The sequence below is a fragment of the Gordonia rubripertincta genome, assembly GCF_038024875.1.
GTDB lineage: Bacteria > Actinomycetota > Actinomycetes > Mycobacteriales > Mycobacteriaceae > Gordonia > Gordonia rubripertincta.
This window is the reverse complement of sequence record NZ_CP136136.1, coordinates 2,013,462-2,031,973: the sequence shown is the minus strand read 5'-3', so window position 1 is coordinate 2,031,973 and position 18,512 is coordinate 2,013,462. Positions and strand designations below refer to the sequence as shown.

General features: G+C 68.2%; 16 protein-coding genes and 1 pseudogene. 7 read left to right on the top strand and 10 right to left on the bottom strand.

What is annotated here, in order from left to right:
• Positions 1 to 23 precede the first annotated feature (23 nt).
• Positions 24 to 614 (bottom strand): TetR/AcrR family transcriptional regulator, encoded by a 591-nt coding sequence (locus tag RVF83_RS09215; RefSeq protein ID WP_005201274.1) that lies wholly within the window; start codon positions 612 to 614, stop codon positions 24 to 26.
• 183 nt (positions 615 to 797) lie between these two features.
• Between RVF83_RS09215 and RVF83_RS09210 the strand changes: the two genes are divergently transcribed.
• The 4 genes from RVF83_RS09210 (at position 798) to RVF83_RS09195 (ending at position 3,391) form a co-directional block, all read left to right on the top strand.
• A complete protein-coding gene (locus tag RVF83_RS09210) occupies positions 798 to 1,562 on the top strand; it encodes a DUF6882 domain-containing protein (protein ID WP_039881278.1) in 765 nt (254 codons plus the stop codon).
• Positions 1,563 to 1,656: 94 nt separating this feature from the next.
• Positions 1,657 to 1,926 carry a metal-sensitive transcriptional regulator gene (locus tag RVF83_RS09205; RefSeq protein ID WP_005201272.1) on the top strand — a complete coding sequence of 90 codons (270 nt, stop codon included), beginning with the start codon at positions 1,657 to 1,659 and terminating at the stop codon, positions 1,924 to 1,926.
• A 28-nt stretch (positions 1,927 to 1,954) separates the two neighbouring features.
• Positions 1,955 to 2,350: a DUF302 domain-containing protein gene (locus RVF83_RS09200; protein WP_005201270.1), complete on the top strand. Its 396-nt coding sequence runs from the start codon at positions 1,955 to 1,957 to the stop codon at positions 2,348 to 2,350.
• Positions 2,351 to 2,443: 93 nt separating this feature from the next.
• Positions 2,444 to 3,391, top strand: a complete 948-nt coding sequence (locus RVF83_RS09195) for an alpha/beta hydrolase (RefSeq protein WP_005201268.1) — start codon at positions 2,444 to 2,446, stop codon at positions 3,389 to 3,391.
• 25 nt (positions 3,392 to 3,416) lie between these two features.
• Here RVF83_RS09195 and purD read toward each other — a convergent pair whose 3' ends face one another.
• The 4 genes from purD to RVF83_RS09175 all read right to left on the bottom strand — a co-directional run bounded on the left by purD (position 3,417) and on the right by RVF83_RS09175 (position 9,302).
• Positions 3,417 to 4,670, bottom strand: a complete 1,254-nt coding sequence (purD, locus tag RVF83_RS09190; protein WP_174351917.1) for a phosphoribosylamine--glycine ligase — start codon at positions 4,668 to 4,670, stop codon at positions 3,417 to 3,419.
• Positions 4,671 to 4,701: 31 nt separating this feature from the next.
• A complete protein-coding gene (locus RVF83_RS09185) occupies positions 4,702 to 5,907 on the bottom strand; it encodes a low temperature requirement protein A (RefSeq protein WP_005201263.1) in 1,206 nt (401 codons plus the stop codon).
• Between the two features lie 99 nt (positions 5,908 to 6,006).
• Positions 6,007 to 8,052: an ArnT family glycosyltransferase gene (locus RVF83_RS09180; RefSeq protein WP_005201262.1), complete on the bottom strand. Its 2,046-nt coding sequence runs from the start codon at positions 8,050 to 8,052 to the stop codon at positions 6,007 to 6,009.
• Entirely contained in the window at positions 8,049 to 9,302 is a 1,254-nt protein-coding gene (locus RVF83_RS09175) for a bifunctional glycosyltransferase family 2/GtrA family protein (RefSeq protein WP_039881277.1), read from the bottom strand. The genes RVF83_RS09180 and RVF83_RS09175 overlap by 4 nt, the downstream gene beginning before the upstream one ends.
• 134 nt (positions 9,303 to 9,436) lie before the next feature.
• Here RVF83_RS09175 and RVF83_RS09170 point away from each other — a divergent pair, with 134 nt between their 5' ends.
• A complete protein-coding gene (locus RVF83_RS09170; RefSeq protein WP_005201251.1) occupies positions 9,437 to 11,548 on the top strand; it encodes a RecQ family ATP-dependent DNA helicase in 2,112 nt (703 codons plus the stop codon).
• Between the two features lie 28 nt (positions 11,549 to 11,576).
• Here RVF83_RS09170 and RVF83_RS09165 read toward each other — a convergent pair whose 3' ends face one another.
• Positions 11,577 to 12,953 carry a wax ester/triacylglycerol synthase domain-containing protein gene (locus RVF83_RS09165; protein WP_005201249.1) on the bottom strand — a complete coding sequence of 459 codons (1,377 nt, stop codon included), beginning with the start codon at positions 12,951 to 12,953 and terminating at the stop codon, positions 11,577 to 11,579.
• An 83-nt stretch (positions 12,954 to 13,036) separates the two neighbouring features.
• A complete protein-coding gene (locus tag RVF83_RS09160) occupies positions 13,037 to 13,462 on the bottom strand; it encodes an HIT family protein (RefSeq protein WP_005201247.1) in 426 nt (141 codons plus the stop codon).
• A gap of 92 nt (positions 13,463 to 13,554) precedes the next feature.
• On the opposite strand from RVF83_RS09160, the gene RVF83_RS09155 reads away from it, so the two are divergent.
• Both RVF83_RS09155 and RVF83_RS09150 read left to right on the top strand, forming a co-directional pair.
• A complete protein-coding gene (locus RVF83_RS09155; protein ID WP_255220824.1) occupies positions 13,555 to 14,655 on the top strand; it encodes a DNA adenine methylase in 1,101 nt (366 codons plus the stop codon).
• A 10-nt stretch (positions 14,656 to 14,665) separates the two neighbouring features.
• Complete coding sequence (locus RVF83_RS09150) at positions 14,666 to 15,505, top strand: hypothetical protein (RefSeq protein ID WP_005200222.1); 840 nt, start codon at positions 14,666 to 14,668, stop codon at positions 15,503 to 15,505.
• A gap of 5 nt (positions 15,506 to 15,510) precedes the next feature.
• Here the strand turns inward: RVF83_RS09150 and RVF83_RS09145 are convergent.
• The 3 genes and pseudogenes from RVF83_RS09145 to RVF83_RS09135 all read right to left on the bottom strand — a co-directional run bounded on the left by RVF83_RS09145 (position 15,511) and on the right by RVF83_RS09135 (position 18,457).
• Positions 15,511 to 16,957 (bottom strand): annotated as a pseudogene (locus tag RVF83_RS09145) (sensor histidine kinase).
• Complete coding sequence (locus RVF83_RS09140) at positions 16,957 to 17,679, bottom strand: response regulator transcription factor (protein WP_005200224.1); 723 nt, start codon at positions 17,677 to 17,679, stop codon at positions 16,957 to 16,959. The pseudogene RVF83_RS09145 and the gene RVF83_RS09140 overlap by 1 nt, the downstream one beginning before the upstream one ends.
• 91 nt (positions 17,680 to 17,770) lie before the next feature.
• Complete coding sequence (locus RVF83_RS09135) at positions 17,771 to 18,457, bottom strand: DUF899 domain-containing protein (RefSeq protein WP_005200225.1); 687 nt, start codon at positions 18,455 to 18,457, stop codon at positions 17,771 to 17,773.
• Positions 18,458 to 18,512: the final 55 nt, after the last annotated feature.

Sequence of the window (18,512 nt, the reverse complement as noted above, 5' to 3'; positions counted from 1 at the left end):
GATCCCTTCTTCCTTCTCTGCGGTCACGCTCGCGGTGCCAGGACGTCGATCACCTCGAGCAGGGCGTCGCGCACCGCGTCGAGGGGCCGTACGCCGTTCTGTCCGAGGGCACCGACGATGGCGCCGTCCTCGATCCCGATCAGCTGGGCGATGTGGGCGGGGTCGGCGACCCGGCCGGATCTGGTGAGGACGTCGAGATGGCACATGGACAGCGCCTGCCACCGTTCGCTCACCACCTCGCGCAGCATCGGGTACCGCGCCGACAGCGCGATCATCTCGTAGCGGGCCGACAGTTGCTGGATCGTGTCGTCACCGACGACGACCTCGGCGAGTGCCGTCGCGGTTGCCGTATTCCCGCGGCGTCGACGCGGAAGTGCGTTGCAGCGCTCGGTGACCGCCTCCGCGTCGTGGCCGCAGAGACTGGCCGCCGCCTCGGCCATCAGGTCGTCGAGGGAGGCGAAGTAGTACGTCGTCGACGCCAGCGGCAACTGGGCGCGTTCGGCCACCGCACGATGACGGACGGCGTCGAAGCCACCTTCGAGCAGCAGCTCGCCGGCGGCCTCGATCAAGCGAGACCGCCGTCGCGCACCCTTGGGTGTCGCCGCCGACGTCATCATGTGGTTCATGCTGCCAAAGCCGTCCGTACCGCCGTATTGCTTTTGACCAAAGCGGTACAAGCACAGTCGATTTCCCGTATAAGAGCAGAACAACGGTGGTGAATGGCCGGTTCAGATCGACGTCAGTCGGTCATCGGACAGCAGGGTCGTCTCCGCTCCCGGCCCGTTTACCGTGATCCCATGCAGTTCGACGGCCTCCACGCTGTCGCCGATTACGCGGCGCTCTACACCTCGCTGAGACAGTCCGCATTCGTCGACCTCCTGCGTGAGAGGTTGGGCGCCTTCGACGTACGGTGCGCCGAGGACAACCGGACGGCCGTGTTCGCCCGCTCGGGCACCGACTCCGACTCCACACGCGACGAGGCGACGTTTGTCCGTTTGCGGGCATCACTCGTCGCCGTCCTCGAACCGTCCGCGATCATCTGGGGTTGGGCACACCCGTGCGGCGACCACACCGGACCGGCGTCCAGGCTTCGCGAGGCCGGCGCGCGGCTCGGCATCGAGGATCTCACCTCCCCGCGAGTGACACTGCCGCCCAAGCCGTCCCATGACGCCGACGATCCCGGCGATCGGGTCCTCGACGTCATCGCGGCCGCCGCCGTCGGCAGCACCGGCGTGAGTCCGTATTGCACGGTTCGACTCGACGACGACGATCGCGGCGTCTTCCTGCTCGACGACGTCACCCTCCCCGAGCCGACCTTCGCCGACTTCGCAACCCGGATGCCCGAGGTCCTCAGCTCCCTTGCGGTGAACGATCATCGGGTCGCCATCCACGGGATGGCCGCACGACGTGGCTGGCACATCAGCTGGCGCACCGGCACCGACCGCGGGCGTTCACCGATCTGTGACGTGACCGACGGCCGTTCCGTCGTCCGGGTGAACTTCGACCGGCGCGGCCGGCCGGTGGACTACCGGTGCGAGCTCGCCGACGCCGATCGCGATTGAGCCGACTTCCGCCTGACGAGACCTCTCCTCATACCCCAAGGGGTATAGTCCCCCTTGTCAAGGTATCCACGCGTGCAAACCCCAGGAGGTTGTCATGGTCGGTGACGAAGAATCGATCGGCGTCGTACTCAACCGGCTACGCCGCGCCCACGGACAGCTCGCCGGCGTGATCTCGATGATCGAACAGGGACGAGACTGCAAGGACGTCGTGACCCAACTCGCCGCGGTGTCGAGTGCACTGGATCGGGCCGGTTTCAAGATCGTCGCGACCGGCCTCCGCGAATGCATAACCGGTGAACAGTCGAAGGACTCCGAGCCGATGACGATCGATCAGATGGAAAAGTTGTTCCTGGCGCTCGCCTGACGCGGGGAGCACCACGAGAGGAGTGATCATGAAACTCGGTTACCGGACGACCCTGGAGACCGACTTCGACGACGCGGTCGCGCGGACGCGGGAAGCGCTCGGCGACGTCGGCTTCGGAGTGCTCACCGAGATCGACGTGAAGGCGACGCTCAAGAAGAAGCTCGACGAGGACATGGAGAACTATCTCATCCTCGGCGCCTGCAATCCACAGTTCGCCCACCGCGCGCTCGGGATCGAGCGGCAGATCGGTTTGCTGCTCCCCTGCAATGTCGTGGTGCGCGACGACACCGACAACCCCGGGACCGTCATCGTCGAGGCGATGAACCCCGACATCATGGTCGCGGTCACCGACGCCCCCGGCCTACCCGACGTGGCGTCCGGAGCCGCTGAACTCCTGCAGAAAGCCATCGCGTCGCTCGACTGACGTCAAGTCAGGGACGGATTTCTCACAGCGTCGGCGCGTCGGCCGACTCGACGTTGCGTCGAGCCCGGGTACCCCGATTACCCTGTTCCTTCGATGACGAGCCTGCGATCCCGATTCTCCGAAGCTGCCGACCGCGACCTTCCGCGCGTGGGCCGTCGTGCCGTGCTCGCCGCCGGCGTCGGGGCCGCCGCTCTCGGACTGGCCGCATGCTCGGACAAGGCACCGTCGGCGTCGGTGCAGCCACGCAACCTCGAAGGCCGCGCCGCCGACGACGAACTGCCGGTCGAGACCTCACCGCCGCCGGTCACCAGCGGCCCCCCGCTCATCACCGGCAGCTTCAAATCTGCCCGCATGGGCGGCCGCGACACCCGCTGGGCGGTCGCCCGGCCCAACGGCGTGACCGGCAAGCTGCCCGTCGTCGTGGTGCTGCACGCGCTGAACACGAACGAGAAGACCATTTTCGGGTCGAAGCTCGAGATGCAGACCGTGATGCAGCAGTACGTGGACAACGGCAACACCCCGTTCGCGCTGGCCGCGGCCGATGTGGGTCGCAACTACTACCACCGGCGGGCCGACGGCACGGACGGTGGCGCGATGATCCTCGACGAGTTCCTGCCGATGCTCGCGAACGATCCGCGGCTCAACCTGTCCACCGACCGCATCGGTCTCTTCGGCTGGTCGATGGGCGGATACGGCGCCCTGCGTCTGGCGTCGATGCTCGGAGCGCCGCGCGTGGCCGCCGTGGCAGTCAGCTCACCCGCGATGTGGGCCGACCCGCGCAACTTCCCGCCGCGCGCCTTCGACGGCCTCGCCGACTACCAGGCCAACTCGCTGTTCGGTGCGCAACCGAGCTTCGCGAAGATCCCGCTGCTGATCAACATCGGTTCGAGCGATCAGTTCTACACCTACACCCGCCAGTGGGCCGCGGGCCTTCACCCGCCGGCCGCCTTCGGCACCGCAGCCGGTGGGCACACCAACCGGTACTGGCGCAGCGTGCTCCCCGAGCAGATCGAGTTCCTCGGCCGCAATCTCGCGGACTGAGCTCCCGACCCGCCCGGGTCTGCCACTAGATGCTGATCTTTCCCTCGAGGGCGTTGCGGCCGATGTCGGTGCGGTAATGCGAGCCCGGCAGCTTGATCTTCTCGATCCGGGCGTAGGCCTGGGCACGGGCCTCGGCGAGGTCGGCGCCGGTACCCACGACGGCCAGCACGCGACCTCCGGCGGAGACGATCGCACCGTCGGCGTTCCTGGACGTGCCCGCGTGCAACACGCCCTCGGCGTCGGCGCCGGTGATGACGTCACCGGTGCGCGGCTTGCCGGGGTAGTTCTCGGCGGCGACGACCACGGTGACCGCAGCGCCGTCGTGCCATTCGAGCGCCGGCAGGTCGGCCAGCGTGCCGGTGGCGGTGGCGTTGAGCGCCGCACCGAGCGGCGACTTCAGCAGTGCGAGGACCGCCTGGGTCTCGGGATCGCCGAAGCGGCAGTTGAATTCGACGACCGCGGGCCCGTCCTTGCCGATCGCGAGACCGGCGTACAGGAGACCCGAGAACGGGATTCCGCGCTTCACCATCTGGGCCGCAACGGGTTTGACGACCTCCTCGACGATGCGCTCGGTCATCTCCGCGGGCAGCCACGGCAGCGGGGTGTAGGCACCCATGCCGCCCGTGTTGGGTCCGGCGTCGTTGTCGCCGACGCGCTTGTGGTCCTGCGCGGGCAGCAGCGGCACCACGGTCTCGCCGTCGACGAGGCAGAACAGTGACACCTCGGGTCCGTCGAGGAAGCTCTCGAGCAGAACGGGGTGTCCGCTCTCCAGGCACTCGGCGGCGTGGTCGCGGGCGACCTCGCGGTCGGGCGTGACGACGACGCCCTTACCCGCGGCGAGGCCGTCGTCCTTGACGACCCAGGTGGGTCCGAAGCGGTCGAGGGCGGCGTCGAGGTGAGCGGGGTTGTCGACGATCTCCGCGTGCGCGGTCTTGACGCCCGCAGCGGCCATCACGTCCTTGGCGAAAGCCTTGGAACCCTCGATCTGCGCGGCCTGCGCGCTGGGGCCGAAGGTTGCGATACCGGCCGCGCGCAACGCATCGGCGACGCCGAGGACCAGGGGCACCTCGGGTCCGATGACCACGAGGTCGGCCTCCAGCTTCTGCGCCAGGGCCACGACCGCCTCACCCGAGACCACGTCGACGGCGTGGTTGGTGGCGATCGCCGAGGTGCCGGCGTTGCCGGGAGCGACATGCAGGTCGGTGACCGACGGATCGTTCTTGAGGCCGATGAGAAGGGCATGTTCGCGGCCGCCCGAGCCGATCACGAGTACTCGCACGACCATGACTCTAAACGACCCGCACCCCGAGTCACCCGCCGGTGAGCTCCCGGAGAGCATGCTCACGACGCCCGGCGGTGAACGCCTCGTCGACGATCACCATCACCACCGGTGCCAGCGATGCGACCACGATCGTCGTGATCACGGACAGACCCGCGAGACACAACAGCATCGACGTCGCGATCGTGCCGACGACCGCCACGGCCTGGATGAGCGAGAGACGGTCGAAACCCAGGAGGTAGCCGTCGATCGCGACCACACTCAGACAGAACACCGCCAGCGGGACGGCCAGACTCGCGGCGACGAGCGTGTCGTCGAGCACGGCGTGATGCTCCAGGTAGAGCGCCGCGACATGAAGTCCGACACCGACACCAACGGCTGCCATGAACACGACGATGTGGCCGTATCCCCAGACGAAGGACTTCTCCCGGTGGGCATGCAACACGTCGCCGGTGGGCACCGCGCTGTAGGTCCACCACATGGCGAAGGTCGTGGTCAACGTCGCGAAGCCGAGGACCGCGGTGTCCGGGGTCCACCCGTCGACGGCGACCTGGGCACCGAGCAGCGTGACCACGCCCACGACCCCCTCGCCTAGGCTCACGATCGTGAGCAGGGAATACCGCTCCGCGATGTGATGCGCGTGCCAAGGCGTTCCGGCCGTGCGGGTCTCGGCGATCACCGGGCCCATCAGCTCGATCAGGACGCCGATCAGCATCGCCACGACGGTCATCACCAGCGGCAGGTGGGCGACCAGGACAGCGACCCACCAGATCTGGGCCACGATGGTCGCGACGGCGTAGACCAGGCACGCACGCCGCCACTGGGCACTCTGCGACGCCGCCCGCAACCACTGGATGACCATGCCGACGCGCATCACGATGTAGCCGAGAATCAGGATCCGGTTGTCGATGACACCGCCGTGGGCCACCGAGTCGAACACGGGCGGCATTCCGACGGCGATGATCGCGACGCCGCCCATCTGAACGAGCGTGACGACACGGAAGACCCAGTCATCGGTGTCGAAGGCCGACGCGAACCAGGCGAAGTTGATCCACGCCCAGATCGCCGCGAACGTGCAGAGGAAGAACCCGATGAACGCCGCGGTGTAGTGCGCCTCGGCGAACTGATGGCCGGCCAGGGTCGTCGCCACGGAGAAACCGACGACGAACACCAGGTCGTAGAACAATTCGAGACCGGTCGCGACCCGCCCCTCCTGGTGCGGGTCGCGACCGGTCATCCGAGTCAGTCGCGATCGTGTGCGTGTCGTCGTATCAGTCGTGGCAGTGCCGTCCGACGGTTTCACACAGTGAACTGTAGGTCGCCACGGCCATTGGCGTCAGGCCGCCGGCCTCGTCAGGTCGTACATCGTGACCCCGTCGACCGTCACCGCGGTGAAGTTCTCCTGCACCCACGCACTGATCGACGACGCCGGGCGTTCGGAGTCCGTGCCCATGCCGTCCCCGCCCATCCCCGGCCCGCCACCACCGCCGAGGAACCAGTGGATCTTCTTCTCGGCGACCAGTTTCTGGAACTCGGCGAGGGTCGGCGACGGATCGCTGCCGTTGAACCCGCCGATCGGCATCACCGAATGGCCGCTCTCGAGCTGGTAACCCGAGGCGGACATCGACCCGACCGCCGCGGCCACCCACGTGTACTGGTCCGCGTCGGCGTTCAGCTTCTCGACGACCGCGGCAGTGGGGGTCGAGCCGCGCAGCAGACCACCGGCCCCGTCCCGACCGCCGGGCATCTCCTGCCCGCCCGGCATCGCCTGGCCCGGCGCACCTGGCATGCCACCCGGGAACGGGAATCCCCCGGGCCCACCCGGCATGCCGCGGCCGTCCGGACCTCCCCGCCCGCCGGGGCCGCCTCGTCCACCCGGGCCGAACCCATCCTCGACGCGCGGGCCGGCGGTGATGATCGAACCGCTCTTCTCGGTCGTCACCGTGTCGATCGTGTACGCGACCGGACCGGCGAGTCCGGCGAGGATCGCACCGGTCACCGCTGCCGCTGCGACACCGCGGACGTTCGCGAAGACCATCGCGGCACCGGCGAGCAGGCCGACGACGAGGACCACGACGCGCAGCCACGGCACGAAGTCGGGAGTGCGGTTCAGCAGGACGAAGCCCCAGCCGGCCGCGATCCACACGGATGCGCCGAGAGCGATCCGGACCCACAGTCGGCCGCGGTGACTCCAGCAGACCGCCCCACCACCGGCGACGAGAGCAGCGACCGCCGGGGCGAGGGCTGCGGTGTAGTACTGGTGGAAGATGCCGGCCATGAAGCTGAAGACACCCATCGTGATCAGCAGCCACATCCCCCAGACCGTGAGGTACGCGCGGCGCGGATCGGTCCGCCGGGCCCGGCCGATCAGGACTGCCGCGACGACGGCGAGCAGGACACCGGTCGGGATGAGCCACGCGATCTGACCGCCCTGTGCGGGTTCGAACATCCGCAGCCATCCGGTCTCGCCCCACGGGCCGCCACCGCCACCGCCGGGGCCACCGGGACCGCCGCGACCACCGGGGACCACTGCGCCGGTCTCGTTGCCGTTCAGTCGACCGAGACCGTTGTAGCCAAGAGTGAGCTCGAGGATCGAATTGTTCTGCGAACCACCGATGTAGGGCCGCGACGACGCCGGCCAGAGTTCGACGGCGAGAATCCACCAGCCGGCACTGACGACCATCGCGCCGAGTGCGGCGAACAGCTGGCCGAGCCGCCGCAACCAACCACGCGGACCGAAGGCCAGGTAGGTGATCGACAGCGCCGGTACGATCAACATCACCTGCAGCTGCTTGGTGAGGACTCCGAATCCGATGAACACACCGGTGAGGATCAGCCACCGCCACCGACCGTCGTCGACCGCCTTCATCAGCGACCAGACGGCCGCGATCATCAGCAGGATCAGCAGCGCCTCGGGGTTGTCGAAGCGGAACATCAACGCCGCGACCGGCGTCAGCGCCAGTACCGCGCCGCCGAGGATTCCGGCCCAGTGGCCGAAGTATTTTCGCGTGATCAGGTACAGCAACGCGACCGATGCGACGCCCATCAGGACCTCGGGCACCAGAATCGACCAGGAGTTGACCCCGAAGATCCGCGCACTGATGCCCGGAATCCACAGCGAGGCAGGTGGTTTGTCGACGGTGATCGAGTTGGCCATGTCGCTCGACCCGAAGAACCAGGCCTTCCAGGATTGCGAACCTGCCTGGATGGCCGCCGAGTAGAAGGAGTTCGCCCAACCGTTGATCGAGAGATTCCACAGATAGAGGACACCGGTACCGATCAGCAGCGTGGCCAGTGAGAGACGTTCCCACAGCACGTTCTTCGCGTGTGCATGCGTCTGCGGAGCGGAGTCGAGGGGTGGGTCGATGGTCAGTGTCGTCATGCGACAACCTCCGGGGTCTTGCGGAACACCCAGCGGAGACCGACGAACCGGGTGAGCGTGGCCACCAGGTTGGCGACCACCAGGATGATCAGTTCGATGTGTTTGGTCGCGTCCGGCGCGACGGTGTGCAGGAACAACAGGGAGCCGGCGGTCACCAGCCAGCCGAACAGGAACACCCCGAGACCGAACAACTGATGGCGGAGTGCGTTGTCACGCCCGCGGACGCCGAAGCTGAACCGGCGGTTGGCTGCGGTGTTCAGGACGGCGGTGATGGCGAGGGCGACCAGGTTCGACACCTGCGCTCCCAGGAACGAGTGCAACGCCAGGAACAGCACCGCGAAGGCGATCGTCGACGCGACACCCACCACACAGAACCGCGCGAGCTGGCCGACCAAACCCTTCGGCACACCGTCGATCTGGGGGCCGGCCGCCCGGTCGCGACCGATGGAGGCACGGAGCTGCGCGATCGGGAGCCGCCCCATCGCCAGCGCGAGACCGACTCGCGCACAACCCTTCAGATCGGCGAGTGCGGTGGGCACGATGTCGACGGTGCTGTCCGGGTCGTCGACCCAGTCGACCGGGACCTCCGCGATCCGCAGCCCGATCTGCTCGGCGAGGACGAGCAGTTCGGTGTCGAAGAACCAGCCGGTGTCGACGACGAACGGCAGCAGCTCGCGGGCGATGTCGGTGCGCATCGCCTTGAACCCACACTGGGCGTCGGAGAACCTGGCGCCCATGGCGGTTCGGAGGATGAGGTTGTAGGAGCGCGAGATGAACTCCCGCTTGGGTCCGCGCACGACGCGCGACGACCGGCTGAGCCGGGTGCCGATCGCGATGTCGGAATGACCCGACACCAGCGGGGCGATGAGCGGCATCAGCGCATTTAGGTCGGTGGAGAGGTCGACGTCGCAGTAGGCGACGATCTCGGCGTCGCTGCGCTGCCAGACCGCGTTCAGCGCACGACCACGCCCCTTCTCGTCGAGATGAACGACGCGGACGCCCTCGAGGTCGTCGACGAGACCGACGGCGATCGCGAGGGTGTCGTCGGTGCTGGCGTTGTCGGCGACCGTGATACGCGCCGGATACGGCACGTGCCGGCGCAGATGGTCCGCGAGCCGGTGGATCGACGACGCGAGGTCGGTCTGTTCGTTGTAGACGGGAACGACGATGTCGAGGACCGGGGTGGACACCGAACTGTCGGCGAGCGTGTACACCTGCGCCCTCCGGTCCGGCGGTGCTTGCGGGATCATGAGGACACGATGGGCTCGCACCCTCGTTCCTCCCTGGAACCCGGCTGGGAGGTTCCTGTGAACAGGTCCGGCCGGGTCTTCGCCGCTGTGCGCCGCCGACCCGTGGTGTCGGGTGTCGCCACTACATTGGGCTCATGGCCGCAACCCTCACCCCTGACCAGCTGACCGCCGCCAACCGCGTCATCACCAGCCTGGCCGGTGAGGGCGCCCGGCTGCGCGAGGACCAGCTCCGCGCGGTGACCGCCCTGGCCGGGGGCGATCCCGGCACACCCGGCGCGCGGGTTCTGGTGGTCCAGGCGACCGGATGGGGCAAGTCGGCCGTCTACTGGTCGGCCACCGCGATCATCCGTGCCGGCGGTGGCGGGCCGACGCTGATCGTCTCCCCGCTGCTGTCCCTCATGCGTGACCAGGTGGCCGCGGCGGCTCGCGGCGGCCTGTCCGCGGCGACGCTGAACTCGTCGAACGTCGACGAGTGGTCGGCGATCGAGGCGCAGTTGCGGGCGGGTGATCTCGACGTCCTGCTCGTCTCGCCGGAACGCCTCGCCAATCCCGGCTTCGGGCGCCGCGTGCTCGACGCACTGGCCGGCAACCTCGGACTCCTGGTGATCGACGAGGCCCACGCGGTCTCCGACTGGGGTCACGACTTCCGGCCCGACTACCGCCGCGTGGCCGACGTGCTCCGCTCGGTCAACCCGACGACGCCGGTCCTGGCGACCACCGCGACCGCCAACGCTCGCGTCACCGAGGACGTCGCCGCGCAGCTCGACTCCGGTTCCGATGCCCCGACGCTCGTCCTCCGCGGGCCGCTCGCCCGGAAGTCGTTGCATCTCAACGTCCTCGACGGGCTCTCGCCCGTGCAGCGCTACGGCTGGGTGGCGCAGGCCCTCCCCCATCTCCCGGGCTCGGGCATCGTCTACGTCCTCACCGTCGCCGACGCCGACCGACTCGTCGAGGCCATCCGCGCGGTACACGGCGATTCGGTCGAGGTCGCCGCCTACACCGGCCAACTCGACGCCGACCGACGGCACGAACTCGAAGATGCGTTGCTGCACAACAAGGTCAAGGCGCTCGTCGCGACGTCGGCCCTCGGGATGGGCTACGACAAGCCGGACCTCGGCTTCGTCGTGCACGTCGGCTCGCCGCCGTCGCCGGTCTCCTACTACCAGCAGGTGGGTCGTGCCGGGCGCGCCCTCGACGACGCCGTCGTGATGTTGCTGGCCTCGCAGACCGACGACCGGATCTGGGATCATTTCGCCACCGCAACCATCCCCGATCCCGACAAGATGCGCGATCTGCTGGCCGCGCTGGAGGCCGCCGACGAACCGCAGTCGGTCATCCAGCTCGAGGCCGCCACCCGCTTCCGGCGCACGCGAATCGAGTTGATGCTCAAGCAGCTCGCCGTCGACGGCGTCACCGATCGCACCCCGGACGGCTGGGTCGCGACCGGCAAGCCCTGGACCTACGACGCCGCCCACTACGACGGCGTGCTCGCGGTCCGTCGCCGCGAGGCCGACATCATGCGGTCCTACATCGCCGGCCGAACCTGCCTGATGCGCCTGCTCACCGAATCGCTCGACGACCCGCAGGCCGCCGACTGCGGCCGCTGCTCGGTCTGCCGCGGCGCACTGAGCGAGGGACTCCCCGACGCCGTCGACGCCGAGGTGGTACGCACCGTGACCTCGACCCTGCGTCGCAAGGCATCGACCCTCGATCCCCGGAAGATGTGGCCGGGAGGCGAATTCGGCCGCCGAGGGCGGATTCCCGCCGAACTCCTCGCCCAGCCCGGTCGTGTCCTCGCCCACGCCGACGCACCCGAATGGGTGGAGGTACTCGCCGCCGCCCGCAACGGTGACGAGCGTGCACTGGCCGAACTCGGCGACGCCGCCGTCGCCACGCTCTCCTCCTGGGTCCGCGAGACCGGTATCCGCGCCGACGTCATCGTCTCGCTCCGCTTGACCGGCACCAACCTCGCCGAGACGCTCGCCGAGCACCTGCGCACAGTCGGGAAACGCGGCGGCGGAACCTTCCCCGTCCGCCTGGGCGATCCGCCCACCGACGCGACCGGCGCCGTCGAGGCCGCCTACTGGCGCGACCACCTCGGCGACCCGCCCGAGGTCGCCGGGCAGAACGTGATGCTCGTCGTCGACGCCAACAGCTCGGGCTGGCCCATCACCCTCGCCGCCGCGGCGCTCCGCGAGGCCGGGGCGGGTGCGGTCCTACCGCTGCTGATCCACCGGACGGTCTGACCCTTCGAGACGCTCGCGAGCTCGCCCCTCAGGAAGCTGATCGGGTCAGCGAGAGCACCTCGTCGAACCCGTCGACGAGGCACGCATGGAAGACGTCGACGTCGCCGATTGCTCCGGTGTCGACATCGATCCCCAGCTCACACGTGTCGATGTAGCTGAGCAGGGTGACGTTGACCGCGGCCCCGATGGTGGGACCGAATGCGTACTGGGCGGTCATCCGGGCGCCGCCGAGGTAGAGCGGCACCGGAATACCCGGCACGTCACTGCACAGGAAGTCGACGTGACGCAGGACCGAACCGATGTACCAGCGCGGCATGAGGTTCATGGCACCGGCGATGAGCTGGGTGTACGGCAGCGAACGCTCCTCGCGGACACGTGAGGTCCGTCGGTGGATTCGCGCGATCCGCTGCGCCGGATCAGCCTCTCCCACCGGCACGTCGAACCTCATCAGGGTGATCCGGTTGCCACCGGGGGCATCGTCGTCGGTCCGCAGATTCACCGGCATACACAGATGAAGGTCGCCGACTTCGACGCCGTGTTTCTCGTGGTACAGACGGAGCCCTCCGGCGACGCCGGCGACGAAGGCGTCGTTGAGCGAACCGCCCCCACGATGCCCGGCGTCGCGGAGTTGCTGCAGCGGGACCTCGTGGACGTCGAGGTGACGGACCAACGACCGGTCGGTCACCAACGACGATCCGGTTTCGTTGACCGGCCGAACCGTGCGGTAGACCGATGCGGCCGTCTCGACGGCGTCACCGGCGGTCGCGATCGGATGGCGAATCGTGTCGAACGCCAAGCCCGGTACCGATTTCACGAGTTCCATCACGGTGTTCGAGGCGCGCTCGGCGTCGAATCGCATCGAGTCCAGGTAGTCCCGCCACCAGGCCTCACCGTTCGGCGGCGTGATGGCGTCGGGAGTGCCCGGCGGAGGGTCGGATTCCTCGGTCAGGTCGAAGAGCCGCATCGCGATCTCGATGGCACCCACCCCGTCGGTCAGCGCGTGGTGGAACTTGCAGACGACCGCGGCCCCGCCGTCGGTCAGACCGTCGACCAGGGTTGTCTTCCACAACGGGCGCGCGCGGTCGAAGTCCTCCATCGCGGCGATCCGTGCCATCTCCAGCACGGTGTCGAAGGTGCCCGGCGCGGGCGCTCTGACCCGGCGAATGTGGAAGTCGAGGTCGAAATCCGGGTACGGGACCCACCTCGGCGGCGCCGAAAGCGGCGAGTACACGACGCGCTCGCGGAACATCGGCAGGTCGGCGCTGATCGTCTCGAACCGGTCGCGCATCGCATCCCAGTCCGGTGTGTGGTCGAGCAGGATGACGGTCACCACCGTCGATCGCAGGCGCGGGTCGGACTCCATCGACCAGGTGAAAGCGTCGCTGTTGCGCATGTACTCGGTCATGACTGCCTCCGCTCATGACCGTACTCAGCCCGCCCCGGAGCCGATCGGTTTCAGCTCACGAGGGGACTTTGTGCCCGGGGGCGTCAGTCGGCGACGTACTCGCCGTAACCGAGCGAACGCAGGCTGGCTCGGATTTTCTCGGCCGCGGCGTCGAGGTCCTCGGGGCTGGCGTTCTTGTCGGCGTTGGCGAGGTCGAAGGTCTCGAGCGAGAGGCCCTGGAAGACGTGGATGTGCACGTGGGGAACCTCCAGGCCGGCGATGAGCAGGCCGATGCGCGGGGCGTCGAAGGCGTCCTTGACAGCCTGCCCGACCTTCTGGGCGACGCCGCTGAGGTGTGCGAACAGCGAGCTGTCGATCTGCTCCCAGTGGTCGACCTCGTTGCGCGGCACCACCAGTACGTGGCCGGGGGTGACCGGCTCGATGGTCAGGAACGCGACGGCCTCGCCGTCCTTCCAGACGAATCGACCCGGGATGTCGCCGTTGATGATCATGCTGAAGACCGATGCCATGGGGCCGAGTCTAGATGTTGTGGGGTTCGGCACCACCTGACGCAACCGTGTTCTCCACGGCGCTGTCGGGGGTCCATGACATTCTTTTCGGTGTGAGTGGGCCAGAATCCTCCCGATCGGGACGCAGCACCGGCAGACCTGTCGGATCCAGTGACGTCCTGGCCCGCGCACAGCGCTTCCCGCGGCTTCGGTACATGGGGTCGAAGTACCGGCTGCTCCCCCATCTCGAACGCACCTTCGCCGAGATCGGCGGGTCGACGGCGGTCGACGCCTTCTCCGGGTCGGGCGTCGTGTCGTACCTGCTCAAGGCGCAGGGTTTCGAGGTCCTGAGCAACGACTTCCTCCACTTCCCGCACGTGATCACGCGTGCCTCGGTGGCGAATTCGAGCGTCCGCCTCGAACCCGAACTCATCGACCAGATCTGCGGCCCGGCCGCCGACGACCGCGACTACATCTCCACCACGTTCGACGGGCTCTACTTCACCGCCGAGGACCGCGCATTCCTCGACTCGGCGTGGTCGCACATCGACGCCCTGCGCGGATACCGCCGCGATCTGGCCATCTCCGCGCTGGTTCTCTCCGCCGCCCGCAAGCAGCCGCGCGGGGTGTTCACGTTCACCGACTCCACCCGCTATGCCGACGGGCGCCGCGACCTCACGATGACGCTGCGCGACCACTTCCGGCTGCGTGCGGCGGCCGACTACAACGGCACGGTGTTCAGCAACGGCTGCAGCAACCGGAGCGTCCAGGGCGACATCTTCGACCTCGACCTGCCGTGGTCGGCGCCGCCGGACCTCGTCTACCTCGACCCCCCGTACGCGCCGCCCACCGACGACAACGACTACATCAAGCGCTACCACTTCCTCGAGGGCCTGTCCGCGTACTGGCGCGGCATGACCATCATGGAGAACACCAAGACCAAGAAGCTGCCCAAGCGCTTCACGCCGTTCGCGTACAAGCGGACCATCGAGGACGCACTGCTGCGCACGTTCGAGCATTTCGAGGAGGCGGGCGCGATCGTGCTGTCGTATTCCTCGAATGCGTTGCCGGGCAAGGACCGCATCGTCGATCTTCTCGGCAAGGTCAAACCCTCGGTCGAGGTGATCGCCATCGACCACAAGTACAGCTTCGGCACGCACGCCGCGGCCACTCGCCGTGACGTCAGCGAGTTCCTGTTCATCGGACGGGACTGACGCCGAGCACATGAGTGACGCAGTTGACTTCGAGGATTATCTGAAGTCGTTGGGACGGTTGACCTCTCACGTCGACCCCACTGCCTCCACGCCGGAGGCCGAGCGGATCGTCGAGGCCACCGGGAGTCTAGGCGGTCTCCTCGACACCGACATCACCGGACTCGCCGCCTGGGTGCGCGACAACCCCAACGACGTCCCGGTGCTCGGGCTCGCGGTCGGGTTGTCGCAGGAGAAGCTCAAGAACGTGTTGCGCGACCGGTTCGACACGAGCGGCTGGCACGGACTGGCACGCACCCAGCCCGTCGACCTGGTCACCTGGCTCGACGCCGAATTCGACCTGGTCCGGATGCTGCGGGCACAGATGGAACGCACCTACACCTTCGCCGACATCCTCGTGGCGCGCGCCGGAACCCGCGCCACCGCAACCCGTGCCGGCGCGTCGGGCCGTCGCATCGAGGACGAGATCGAGGACATCGCACGCGATCTCGGCCTGGACTACACGACGCGATCCCGGTTCGTCGGCCGCAACGGGCGCACCGCCCCCGCCGACCTCATCGTGGGCGATCCCGACTCCGCCGACATCGTGGTGGCCGCCAAGGGTTTCGACTCGACCGGCTCGAAACTCACCGACGCGGTGCGCGAGATCGAGGAGATGGCCGAGGTACGGCTACCCACCCAGCTCGTGCTCGCGGTGATCGACGGAATCGGCTGGAAGTCACGGCAATCCGACCTACGGCGCATCCACCAGCTCTGGGCCACCCGCCAGATCGACGGCATGTACACCCTCGTCACGCTCGATCAGTTCCGCACCGACGTGGTCGAGTTCGCACGGTTGCGGCGGCTGATCTGACTACCTCAGCCCACGAGGAGCGGCAGTCGCACCCCAGAAGGTCGCCCCCTCACCCGGTGTCGACTCGACACAGACCCGGCCGCCGTGCGCTTCGACGAGCGCGGCGACGATGGACAGCCCCAACCCGTTTCCGCCGCCCGAACCGCGGTGGCGTGACTGGTCGCCGCGATAGAACCGCTCGAAGACGTGTTGCGCATCCTCTTCGGTCAGTCCCGGTCCGGTGTCGGAGACCGTCAGCACCGCCTCCGAGGTGCCGTCGGGACCGGCCTCGACCGAGACACCGACCGTGATGGACGCGTCGGCCGGCGTGTGGTTGATCGCGTTGCCGATCAGGTTGCGGAGCACCTGCAGCAGCCGCGGCCCATCGCCCGAGACCAGCGGCGGGTGGTCATCGGTCGTCACCTCGAGCCGGATATCGCGGTCGGGAGCGGCGACGCGCGCGGACTGGACGGCCTCGGCGGCCAGGCCGAGCAGGTCGACGGGCGCCGTCGCGAGGGGACGCTGCGCGTCGAGGCGTGCCAGCATCAGCAGATCCTCGACGAGCAGGTTCATCCGGCCCGCCTCGTCGTTGATCCGGCGCATGGCATCGGCGACGTCGGAGACCCCACCCTGCGAATACAGTTCGGCGAAGCCCTTGATCGACGTCAGCGGGGTGCGGAGTTCGTGGCTGGCGTCGGCCACGAAGCGCCGCATCTCCTCCTCGGAGTCGCGGGCCTGACGCTCCGACGCCGCGGTGGTCGCGAAGGCGTGCTGGATCTGACCGAGCATCGTGTTCAGCGAGTCCGACAGACTGCCGACCTCGGTGTTGGGAGCGGCCAACGGAACTCGTCGGGTGAGGTCGCCCGCGGCGATCGCGTGCGCCGTCTCCTCGACCCTGCGCAGGGGTCGGAGGCTGGTCCGCACGAGCAGATAGCTGAGCACCCCGATGAGGGCTACGACGACGGCGCCGATGGCCAGTTGCAGCCAGATGAGCCGGCTGATCGTGGCGTCGATGTCGGACATCGGGGTCGCCACGGTCGTCGAGCCGAACATGTTGCTGCGTTTGATCACCCGCCATCGCGGACCGCCCGGCTCCGTCGATCCGACGGTGATCGGGCCGACGTTGTCGCCGGTGAGTCCGTCGACGTTCGGCGCGTGGTCGAATTGGTTGAACACGTTGACCGCCGAGATGCCGGCCGGCCCTGTGATCGTCGACTCCACGTAGTACGGCGAGGGCGGACGACGCGGCCCCGGCGGGCCGGGACGCGGATCGTTGCTCGGCGATCGCGGATCGGCCCAGGTGCGCGTGGCGTTGACCAGACCATCGTCCGTGCGCGAGATCAGGTCCTGCCGCATCGACGACGTGACCGCCACCCCCGAGGCCAGCAACCCGACGACCACGAGCGCGAGCGTGACGGCGACCAGGGAGAACCGGAGTGGCACACCGCGCCTGCGGGCCTCGGACGCGGCCATCAGTCGCGTGGCTCGCGCATCACGTAGCCGACGCCGCGCAGGGTGTGGATGAGGCGCTTCTCGCCGTTGTCGAGTTTGCGACGCAGGTAGGAGACGTAGGACTCGACCACATTGACCTCCCCGCCGAAGTCATAGTTCCAGACATGGTCGAGGATGCGGGGCTTGGACAGCACCGTGCCCGCGTTGACCATGAAATAGCGCAACAGGGTGAACTCGGTCGGCGAGAGCTGAACCGGTTGCCCGGCCTTGAAGACCTCGTGGGTCTCGTCGTCGAGTTCGATGTCGGCGAAGGTGATCCGGGAGGAGGTCTGCTGCGTTTCACCGAAACCACTGCGGCGCAGGAGCACCTGCAAGCGGGCGACGACCTCTTCGAGGCTGAACGGCTTGGTGACGTAGTCGTCGCCGCCGATCGTGAGTCCGTTGACCTTGTCCTGGACCGAGTCGCGAGCCGACAGGAACAGGGCGGGCGCCTCGACCCCGTCCGCGCGGAGACGGCGCAGCAGCCCGAAGCCGTCCATGCCCGGCATCATCACGTCGAGGATCAGCACGTCGGGCTTGCTGCTCCGGCACCTGTCGATCGCGGCCGGTCCGTCGGCGGCGGTGTCGACGTCGTATCCCTGGAACTTCAGCGACACCGACAGCAGCTCGCGAATGTTCTCCTCGTCGTCGACGACGAGGACCTTCGCGCCGCGCGCGTCGTCGTTCCTGGCTGGTCCGGTCACACTCCTACTGTCGCAGAAACCCCTGGCACCTCACTGGCCGGAGGCTGGGAGATTGCTGTGAGCCCTGACCTGCGGAGGCGTTGCCCGCGGATCACGCATCGGGGTCGCCGTAGGCGGCGGCGATGGCCTCCGAGTCGCGCCACCGCGAATACGTGGGGCTCTGGGGCCAGCCGTCGGGTGAGTCCTGCCATTCCTCCTGGCGGCCCCACGGCAGGACGTCGAGAAGCCCGAACGTGAACCCGAGTTGTTCGGTGCCGCGGCCGGTGGTGGACCAGGTGCGGTAGACGGTGTCACCGTCGCGGAGGAAGACGTTGATCGCGAATCCCTCGCCGGGCCCCGCGCCGACGTCGGCGGAGAACGTCGTGCCCGCCGACGAGTACCAGTCCATGCGGTTCCCGACGCGCTTCTTGTAGGCGAGGGCCTCCTCGATCGGACCGTGTGTGACGATCACGAACCGCGCGTCGTAGTCGGCGAGATAGTCGAGTCGGCTGAACTGCGTCGTGTACCCGGTACACCCCGAACACTGGTAGGTCTCACCGGGAAACCACATGTGGTTGTAGACGATCAGCTGGGGCTGCCCGTCGAAGACGTCGACGAGACGGATCGGCCCGTCGGGTCCGGTCAGGGTGTAGTCGGGCATCTCGACCATGGGAAGCCGACGCCGCTGCGCCGCGATCGCGTCGAGTTCGCGCGTCGCCGCCTTCTCGCGGGCCCGCAGTTCTTCGAGGGCTTTCGCCCAGGTGCGGTGGTCGGTGACGGGTGGGAGTTGATCCCTCATCGCGGTGCCTTTCGATCGACGCAGGTGTCCGTAGGGGCAGACCGCGACTCGGGGC